Annotated in this window: 6 protein-coding genes and 1 pseudogene; 1 reads left to right on the forward strand and 6 read right to left on the reverse strand. The window is 62.6% G+C overall.

Translation table 11 applies throughout. From position 1 onward, the window contains the following. Positions 1-376: 376 nt before the first annotated feature. A complete protein-coding gene (gene gbcB, locus AC5PZ0_RS28080; protein ID WP_027594300.1) occupies positions 377-1,477 on the reverse strand; it encodes a glycine betaine monooxygenase reductase subunit in 1,101 nt (366 codons plus the stop codon). A 295-nt stretch (positions 1,478-1,772) separates the two neighbouring features. Here gbcB and gbca point away from each other — a divergent pair, with 295 nt between their 5' ends. Continuing rightward, on the forward strand, positions 1,773-3,065 hold the full coding sequence (gene gbca / locus AC5PZ0_RS28085) for a glycine betaine monooxygenase oxygenase subunit (protein WP_027594299.1): 1,293 nt from the start codon (positions 1,773-1,775) through the stop codon (positions 3,063-3,065). A gap of 152 nt (positions 3,066-3,217) precedes the next feature. Here gbca and AC5PZ0_RS28090 read toward each other — a convergent pair whose 3' ends face one another. The 5 genes and pseudogenes from AC5PZ0_RS28090 to dgcB form a co-directional block, all read right to left on the reverse strand. Then, on the reverse strand, positions 3,218-3,772 hold the full coding sequence (locus AC5PZ0_RS28090; RefSeq protein WP_493856192.1) for a hypothetical protein: 555 nt from the start codon (positions 3,770-3,772) through the stop codon (positions 3,218-3,220). A gap of 33 nt (positions 3,773-3,805) precedes the next feature. Further along, positions 3,806-4,105: pseudogene (locus tag AC5PZ0_RS28095) on the reverse strand (RHS repeat-associated core domain-containing protein); the annotation flags it as partial. A gap of 493 nt (positions 4,106-4,598) precedes the next feature. After that, positions 4,599-5,369, reverse strand: coding sequence for an electron transfer flavoprotein subunit beta (gene etfB, locus AC5PZ0_RS28100; protein ID WP_027594297.1), 771 nt, complete (start codon positions 5,367-5,369; stop codon positions 4,599-4,601). A gap of 10 nt (positions 5,370-5,379) precedes the next feature. Beyond that, on the reverse strand, positions 5,380-6,612 hold the full coding sequence (gene etfA, locus AC5PZ0_RS28105; RefSeq protein WP_085273836.1) for an electron transfer flavoprotein subunit alpha: 1,233 nt from the start codon (positions 6,610-6,612) through the stop codon (positions 5,380-5,382). Continuing rightward, positions 6,612-8,564, reverse strand: a complete 1,953-nt coding sequence (dgcB, locus tag AC5PZ0_RS28110; RefSeq protein ID WP_493856191.1) for a dimethylglycine demethylation protein DgcB — start codon at positions 8,562-8,564, stop codon at positions 6,612-6,614. The genes etfA and dgcB overlap by 1 nt, the downstream gene beginning before the upstream one ends. Positions 8,565-8,696 lie beyond the last annotated feature (132 nt).

Here is an 8,696-nt window from a genome sequence, read left to right on the forward strand (position 1 = left end):
CCTTGCCGAGGCGTCGGACCGGCCGCGAATGGGCCGCAGAGCGGCCCCTTGGATCTCCCACAAGTCCCCGCAACCCTCATGCCTGCGGTGAACCTGTGGGAGCGGCCTTGCCGAGGCGTCGGACCGGCCGCGAATGGGCCGCAGAGCGGCCCCTTGGATCTCCCACAAGTCCCCGCAACCTTCAAGCCTGCAGTGAACCTGTGGGAGCGGCCTTGCCGAGGCGTCGGACCGGCCGCGAATGGGCCGCAAAGCGGCCCCTTTGGATCTCCCATAAGTCCCCGCAACCTTCAAGCCTGCGGTGAGCCTGTGGGAGCGGCCTTGCCGAGGCGTCGGACCGGCCGCGAATGGGCCGCAGAGCGGCCCCAAAATCTGCAGATCAGTAATCGATCCGCACATCCCCTTTCGGCACACTGCAGCACGACAGGATGTACCCCTCGGCCTCGTCTTCCTCGGTAATGCCGCCGTTGTGTTCCATCTCCACCTCGCCACCCAGCTTGAGCACCTTGCATGTCCCGCAAATGCCCATGCCGCAAGCCTTGGGGATCATCAGCCCAACTTTCGCCGCCGCCGCATGCACGGTCTCGCCCGGGGCGATGCGGATGCTCTTCTCACTGCCAATGAACTCCACCAGGTTGAGGTCCGAAACATCCACTTCCGGTGCATCGGCGGCCTGCTCGGCATGCTCCACGGCATCGGCCTTGGCTTCTGCGGGCGTCGCGCCAAACGACTCTTCGTGGTAGTTCTTCATGTCGAAGCCGACGGCTTCCAGCATGCGTTTGACCGCGGTCATGTACGGCGTCGGGCCGCAACAGAACACCGTGCGCTCCATGTAGTCGGGCGCGATCAGTTCCATCAGGCGCTGGTTCAGGTACCCGCGGTAACCCGCCCACGGCTCGCCCAGCCCGTGCTTCTCGCAAATGATGTGCAGGCTGAAGTTGGGGATGCGCGAGGCCATCTGCTCCAGCTCGCGGTGGAAGATGATGTCTTTCGGCGAACGGGCGCTGTGCACGAACACCATGTCGACATTGGCGTTGGTGTCGTAGAACCAACGCGCCATCGACATCACCGGGGTAATACCGACACCGCCCGAGAGGTACAGCACCTTGCCCGACGGGAAGTCGATGGCGTTGAACAACCCCACCGGGCCGTGCACGGGCAGTTCGGCGCCTTCGTGCATGGTGTCGTGCAGGTAGTTGGAGACATGCCCGCCCGGCACCCGCTTGACGGTGATCGAGAAGCTGTAAGGCACCGACGGCGAACTGGAGATGGTGTAGGAGCGCATCACCGGCTTGCCTTCGATCTCAAGCTCCAGGGTGACGAACTGCCCTGGCTTGAAGAAGAACATGATCGGTTGGTCGGCCATGAAGCAGAAGGTGCGCACGTCCCAGGTCTCCTGGATGACCTTGACGCAGCGCACGATGTGGCGGCCGTTGGCCCAGGTCTGGGTGGTGACCGGATTGAGGAAGGTATCGGACATGTTCATCTCCAGCAGCCGACTATTGGCCTTTTTATGGCGTCGATAATGCGCAAGCTGAAGGCGACGTACATTCCTGCCTGCGACATCGGCGTACTTATCGCGACCAGCCCCATGCTACAAGGGCTGTGGCGTCGTTATTCAAATCGGCCATGTCGCCCATGGATACGGTTCACGACGCCTTCGGACGCACACTCCACGGCAAAAGAACCTGCTGTTTTTTTAACGACAGCCTTGCGGCACCACAACAATGATTAGCCACCTTTTGCCGGCCGCACACGGCCCCGAGGACCACACGATGGACGTCACCGCAACCCTGAGCCTGGGCGATCCACTGGAAGCAGCACGCAAGGCCACCGCCGAGATGCTGCAAACCCGCGAGCGCACCTACTCGCTGCCCCAGCCTTTCTACACCGACGAGCGTCTGTTCCAGATCGACATGCAGGAGATCTTCCACAAGGAGTGGCTGATCGCCGGCATGACTTGCGAGATTCCGGCCAAAGGCAACTTCATCACCCTGCAGATCGGCAAGAACCCGATCATCGTCATCCGTGGCGCCGAAGGTAAGGTGCATGCCTTCCACAACGTCTGCCGCCACCGCGGCTCGCGCCTGTGCACCAGCGACAAGGGCAAGGTGGCCAAGCTGGTCTGCCATTACCACCAGTGGACCTACGAGCTGGACGGCCGCCTGCTGTTCGCCGGCACCGAAATGGGCGCCGACTTCGACATGAAGGAATACGGCCTCAAGCCTGTGAACGTGAAGGTCGCGGGGGGTTACATCTTCATCAGCCTGGCGGAAAACCCGCCAGCCATCGACGAGTTCCTGGCCACTTTGGACCATTACATGGAACCGTACGACATGGAGAACACCAAGATCGCGGTGCAGACCCAGTTGCTAGAGAAGGCCAACTGGAAGCTGGTACTGGAAAACAACCGCGAGTGCTACCACTGCAGCGGCTCGCACCCCGAGCTGCTGAAGACGCTGCTTGAATGGGACGACACCAACGACCCGCGTGCCAGCCAGGAATTCAAGGACCACGTAGCCGCCTCTGCCGCTGCCTGGGACGCCGAGAAAATCCCGTACCTGCACAAGAGCCACGGCCTGCGTAACCGCATCGTGCGCATGCCGCTGCTCAAGGGCACCGTGTCGATGACCATGGACGGCAAGCAGGCCTGCCAGAAGCTGATGGGCCGCATCAAGAACCCGGACCTCGGCTCGATGCGCATCCTGCACCTGCCGCACTCGTGGAACCACTGCATGGGCGATCACATGATCGTCTTTACCGTGTGGCCAATCAGCGCCCAGGAGACCTTGGTCACCACCAAGTGGCTGGTGCACAAGGACGCGGTCGAAGGCGTCGACTACGACCCTGCGCAGATGCGCAAGGTGTGGGACGCCACCAACGACCAGGACCGCCGCCTGGCGGAAGAGAACCAGCGCGGGATCAACTCCACGGCGTACCAGCCAGGGCCGTACTCGAAGACTTATGAGTTTGGTGTGGTGAACTTCATCGACTGGTACAGCCAGCGGGTGCTGGAGAACCTGGGGGCGGAGCCGGCGCCGTATTTGAAGGAAGTGCAGGCGCAGTAAGTTGATACAAGCCCGGGTGGCAGCAGATGCGGCTGCCTGGGCGACCGTCGCGACGTTCGCCGCAGAAGGCCAGCGCACGACCACCTGAACGACGTGAGTCTGTAGGGTGAACAAGCCCCGTTCAAGTGCTCATGCTCAGGCATTGACGATACTCACAACTCGTGATGCTGAGTGAACGTCCCATCCCTAACCTCGATGTTTTTCTCGCCCGCGTTCCACCATTTGAATTTCCGATACACAGCACGCGCGGCATCCCCTACTGCACTGGCTACGCTTGCAATCCCGCGTGCCACTGACCGCGCTGCGCCAACAATTAGATCGGCGTTTGTAGACTCATAGACGCCCCGCGCCAGAGCTTGGCCAGGTCTGCGCCCTGCGGCTCTAGACTGATTCACCCAGCGAATCGCTGCCCTAACTTCGTAGACCACAGTTGCCGAACCTACCAACACACCAGACACTAGGTTCGCGGTCGTAGCTTGTTGATTGAACATCGCTGCACGAGAGGGATCCATCATTGCGCGTGCCGTGAAGTAACGTGCGGCCAGCCCAGCACTGCCGCCTAGGGTCAATGCATTTGCTATGGCGCGATCAGTGAAGGCCTGCAAGCGGGTGAAGCCTTGAGCAGGAGGATTGGCATGGCGGTTGGCACTGAAGCTGACTCCCGCACCGATCGTTGCCGCGTTGCCAACCCCGAAGATTGCTTGCACCAACCAGTCCAGCGGACCTCTCCCTGACGGATCACTACGATTGACAGGATCACCGGCGCAATATGCATAGGCATTGAACCCGCCTAGGTCGAACGGGCTCAGCTTATCCGGGCTCAGGAAACGCAGCAGGCCAGGACTGTATGACCTGTAACCGTTGCCGAGTAAGTAGCATCCGGAAGTTGAGTCATGACGTTCGCCTGCGAAGGCGGTGAACGGCCCAGCACCGAGTAGAGCGTACCCATATGGCGTGTAAGCCCTCATTTTCGAGCTTGCGCCTGACCCCATCAAGGCAGATCGCTGCATATCCGTCATCAACAACTGGGCACGGTTCATAGGTCGACTCACGTCTCGACAGGCGTGACGACGACTTTAATACCGGCGGGCACTCTCAGAAACTGTCAAAAATGCCAGGTCAAACTGTTCCAAGGGGCTTCTGCACTTCCCAACACCTTATTCACAGGTTCACCCACAGTGACGCCGTGCAGAAGCTCGCTATTCCAAGTAAAACTGTGGATAACGCCCAAGAACTTCTCTGTATGGCACTTATGCTCACTTTTTGATCAACCCAGCGTAAGCCCCGAGTTCCGCGCCTTGTAGCGAAGCGCAAACACTTTATCCACACCTTGGCGAACAGATTTCGTGGGTAAAATTCCTGCCCTGAATTGCCCTTCCGGCATTCAACGTAGCCACCGAACCGGCCCTGTAGGAGCAGCCTTGTGCTGCGAAGAGGCCGGTGACAGCAGCGAAGATTCACTGTGCATTTACCGGCCTCTTCGCAGCACAAGGCTGCTCCTACAAAGTGCGCGCATGACGCACGGCAGATAACTCAGCGCAGGACCCCTTCCTCCACCAATAGCTTGAGGATTGCCTCGGCGCCCTCTTGCGGCGATACATCCTTGAGCACCTTGCCCCCACCGCCACTGGCCTTGGCTGTAGCCGCTTTCATCCGGTCGGCACCGCTCTTGGCCTTGATCACCTTCAATCGCTTGGGCCGTGGGCGGGCCGGTTGCAGCTCTGCCTCGGCCAGCAGGTCGTCTTCGACAATCGCCACGTTACGCGCTGCCAACACCCCTCGCCGCGCCGGCCCGAACGCGCTCTGGCGTGGCTTGGGCGCGGCGTTATCCACAGTCGCCAACAACGGCAGGCGCACCTTCAGGCGACGCCGCTGCCCGCGTGGCAGTGCCTGCAGCACCTGAGCGGTGCCATTTTCAATCGACTCCACTTCCGCCAGGCCAACGATCAACGGCCAGCCCAGCTTCTCGGCCAGCAGGAACGGCAACATGCCCGAACCTTCGCCCGTTTCGGCCTGAGTCCCGGTCAGCACCAGCTGGGCGCCAGCGTCGCGCAGGTAGTCGCCAAGCACGCCCAACACATCCGCCCCGGCTGGCTGTTCCAGTACGTCCAGGTGCTCCAGCCCCATGCCCAGATAGGCCCGCAGCGCCTCTTCCCGCGGGTCACCGGCATGCACCACCTGCAAGTTATCCCCAGCCAGTTGCAACCCCAGCTCCACGGCGCGGGCATCTTGCTCGGCGCGGCGCGCGCGGCCAGAGCTTGGGTGAGCACCGATGGAAACCAGGCTGATGACTTTCGTACTCATGCTCGTGCCCTTATGCCGCGTCGCGCTGGCCGCCGCTGCGGAAGTTGTCCACAGCTTCGATCAGCGCCTTGAGAATCGCCGAACTGTCGCCAATCACCGACAGGTCAGCCCGTTTGATCATGTCGCAGCCAGGGTCCATGTTGATCGCCACCACCTTGTCGCAGGCACCGATGCCCTGCAGGTGCTGGATCGCGCCAGAGATACCCACAGCCACGTACACCCGTGCCGTGACCCAGGTACCGGTAGCACCGACCTGGCGGTTGCGCGGCATGAAGCCGTCGTCCACCGCCACCCGCGAGGCCCCTTCGGTGGCGCCGAGGGCTGCAGTGGCCTTGTGGTAAAGGTCCCAGTCCTTGACGCCGTTACCGCCCGAAACGATGAACTCGGACTCGGCCATGGCAATGGTGGCCGGGTCCACGGCCACCGAGCCGAGGTCTTCGATACGCGACAGGCTGCGTGCGACGCTTGTGGACAACTCTACCGGCAGCGCTTCGTGACGGGTTTCGCTGACCGGCTCCGCACATTCCGCCGCAGCCAGGATCAACCGTGGCACGGCGCGTTGCAGGTCCTGTTGACCCGCGCCGGCGCGGCCGATGCATTGGCCGTCCTTGACCTGCCAAACCCGCGTCGCGGGCCGTTCGCCCAAGGCGGCACCGAAGCGCCGCCCCAGCTCGCCGCCGCCGGTGCGGCTGTCGGGCAGCAGCCAGTGGCGCGGCGTGAACTGGTTATCCACAGCCCGCAACCCCTGCACAAGTTGCTCCGGTGCATAACCCTCGAACGCTTCGCCTTCGATAACCAGCAGGCGGTCGACGCCGGCTGTGGAAAAGTTGCTTTCCTTGTGTTCACCAAAGACCACGGCCAACACTGCGCCGTCGTTGCCGGCCAGGCTATGGGCCAGGCCCAGCAGGTCGCGGTCGTGGCTGCTCAGGCGGCCACCGACCATGTCCGGCACCACGGCAATGTAGAACGCCGGCGCCGGCACTTGGTGCAGCGGCAACTGGACGGCCGCCGCCGCTGTGCGTCGCCCGCCGACACCCGTGCCCTGCTGGGCACCGCTGCGGTCGATACGCTTGATGCCACTGGGGCCGATGAAACCGGCGGCGATGGCATGCGGGTTCTTGCGCATGAGGCCGTTGGGCCCCATCCAGCTGGTTTGTTGCGTCTGCATGGCCGCGTGCAGCGGGTGCAGACGGTTACGGGCGATCCACTCGGCGCGTGGGTCGCGGCGGATGATGTCGCTCATCAGTGCACCTCCGCAGGTTCACGTTTAACCGTTGGCGACTTTGGGGCCGCTGGGGTTTCCTCTTCGATCAGCACATCGGCTACCAACTCGGCGAGGTCCTTGATCTGTGGGCGCGGTTCGACAACGCCCTCGAGCATCGCGGTGCACTGTGGGCAGCCCACTGCAACCAGCTCCGCCTGGGTCTCGCGAATGTCGTCCATGCGCATGTCGGGGATACGTTGCTTGCCCGGGATGTCGGTGATCGGCGCACCGCCGCCACCGCCACAGCAACGGGAACGGAAGCCCGAGCGTTCCATCTCGCGCACTTCGATACCCAACGCCTTGAGCACTTCACGGGGCGCTTCGTATTCACCGTTGTAACGGCCCAGGTAGCACGGGTCGTGGTAGGTGACGCTGCCGCCCTTGTGCTGGCCGAGGTTGAGCTTCTTGGCTGCGATCAGTTCGGCGATGTAGGTGCTGTGGTGCTGCACCTGGTAATCCCCACCCAGCGCGCCGTACTCGTTTTTCAGCACATGGAAACTGTGCGGGTCGCAGGTGACGATGCGCTGGAACGTGTATTTGGCCAAGGTCTGGATATTGCGTTTGGCCAATTGCTGGAAGGTTGCTTCATCACCCAAGCGACGTGCCACGTCACCGCTGTCGCGTTCCTCCAGGCCAAGCACGGCAAAGTCCACACCCGAGGCCTTGAGCACTTTGACCAACGAGCGCAGGGTGCGCTGGTTGCGCATGTCGAAGGCGCCGTCGCCGACCCAGAACAGCACTTCGGTGGTTTTCACGTCCGACAGCAGTTTCAGGTTGAGGTCTGCCGCCCAGTTCATCCGCCCGCCTGGGGCGAAGCCGCCTGGGTTGTCGGTGGCGATCAGGTTTTCCAGTACTTCCGCGCCTTTGTTCGGGGTCGCGCCTTTTTCAAGGGTAAGGTGGCGGCGCATGTCGACGATGGCATCGACGTGCTCGATCATCATCGGGCATTCCTCGACGCAGGCACGGCAGGTGGTGCACGACCACAGCGTTTCGGCGTCGACCAGGCCGTTGACGATCGGCTGGTGCGGGTGGCCGCCATGTTCGCCGATCGGCTTGCCCGGGTACGGGCTGCCAGCAAACTTGGCGTCGGTGCCACCGGCCAGGCCGATGACCATGTCTTGAATCAGTTTTTTCGGGTTCAGCGGCTGGCCGGCCGCATAGGCCGGGCACATGGCTTCACATTTACCGCACTGCACGCAGGCATCGAACCCGAGCAGCTGGTTCCAGGTGAAGTCCACCGGTTTTTCCACGCCCAGCGGCGCATTCGGGTCTTCCAGGTCCAGCGGCTTGAGGCCGGTGGAGCGGCCGCCACCGAAACGTTCGGCACGGCGGTGCCAGGCCAGGTGCAAGGCACCGGCGAAGGCGTGTTTCATCGGGCCGCCCCAGGTCATGCCGAAGAACAGCTCCGACACGCCCCACAGCACACCCAGGCCAAGCACACCGACCATCACCCAGCCACCGGTGTTGGCGGGCAGAATGCCGGCGACCGGCAAGGTGGCAATGAAGAAGCTTGCAGCAAACACCAGCAGGCTTTTCGGCAGGCGCATCCACGGGCCCTTGGACAGGCGCGCAGGTGGGTTAAGGCGGCGTTTGAAGACAAAGATCGCACCGGTGAACATGATCACCGTGGCGACCAGCAGCGCGTAGCCAAGGATCTTGCTCTGCAGGCCGAAGCCGTGCACCAGGATCGCCAAGGCCGCCGACAGCACAAAGCCGCCCGCTGTGGCGACGTGGGTCTTGGACATGTATTTGTCGCGTTCGACCACGTGGTGCAGGTCGACCAGGTAGCGTCGCGGCATGGCCAGCAGGCCGCCGATCAAATTGACCTTGGACGCTCGGCCACGCCGCCACATACGCACCCGGCGCAGGGCGCCGAGCACCGCCAGGCCAAGGGCAGCGAACAGCAGAATGGGTAGAAGGGTGTTCAACATGGGAGGCTCCCACAACAGCTGGATTCTTGCGCCACTCTCTAGGGCAGCGCGGACCCTGTGGGAGCGGGCTTGCCCGCGAATGCGTCAGATCAGACAACTCTGTTGTTCATGCTGACGCTTTCGCGGGCAAGG

This window comes from Pseudomonas sp. 5.2, assembly GCF_059025405.1.

Bases quoted from the DNA above. Each gene is read 5' to 3' on its own strand.
- gbcB (WP_027594300.1), bottom strand. From the start codon at position 1,477: ATGTCCGATACCTTCCTCAATCCGGTCACCACCCAGACCTGGGCCAAC.
- dgcB (WP_493856191.1), bottom strand. From the start codon at position 8,564: ATGTTGAACACCCTTCTACCCATTCTGCTGTTCGCTGCCCTTGGCCTG.
- gbca (WP_027594299.1), top strand. From the start codon at position 1,773: ATGGACGTCACCGCAACCCTGAGCCTGGGCGATCCACTGGAAGCAGCA.
- etfA (WP_085273836.1), bottom strand. From the start codon at position 6,612: ATGAGCGACATCATCCGCCGCGACCCACGCGCCGAGTGGATCGCCCGT.
- etfB (WP_027594297.1), bottom strand. From the start codon at position 5,369: ATGAGTACGAAAGTCATCAGCCTGGTTTCCATCGGTGCTCACCCAAGC.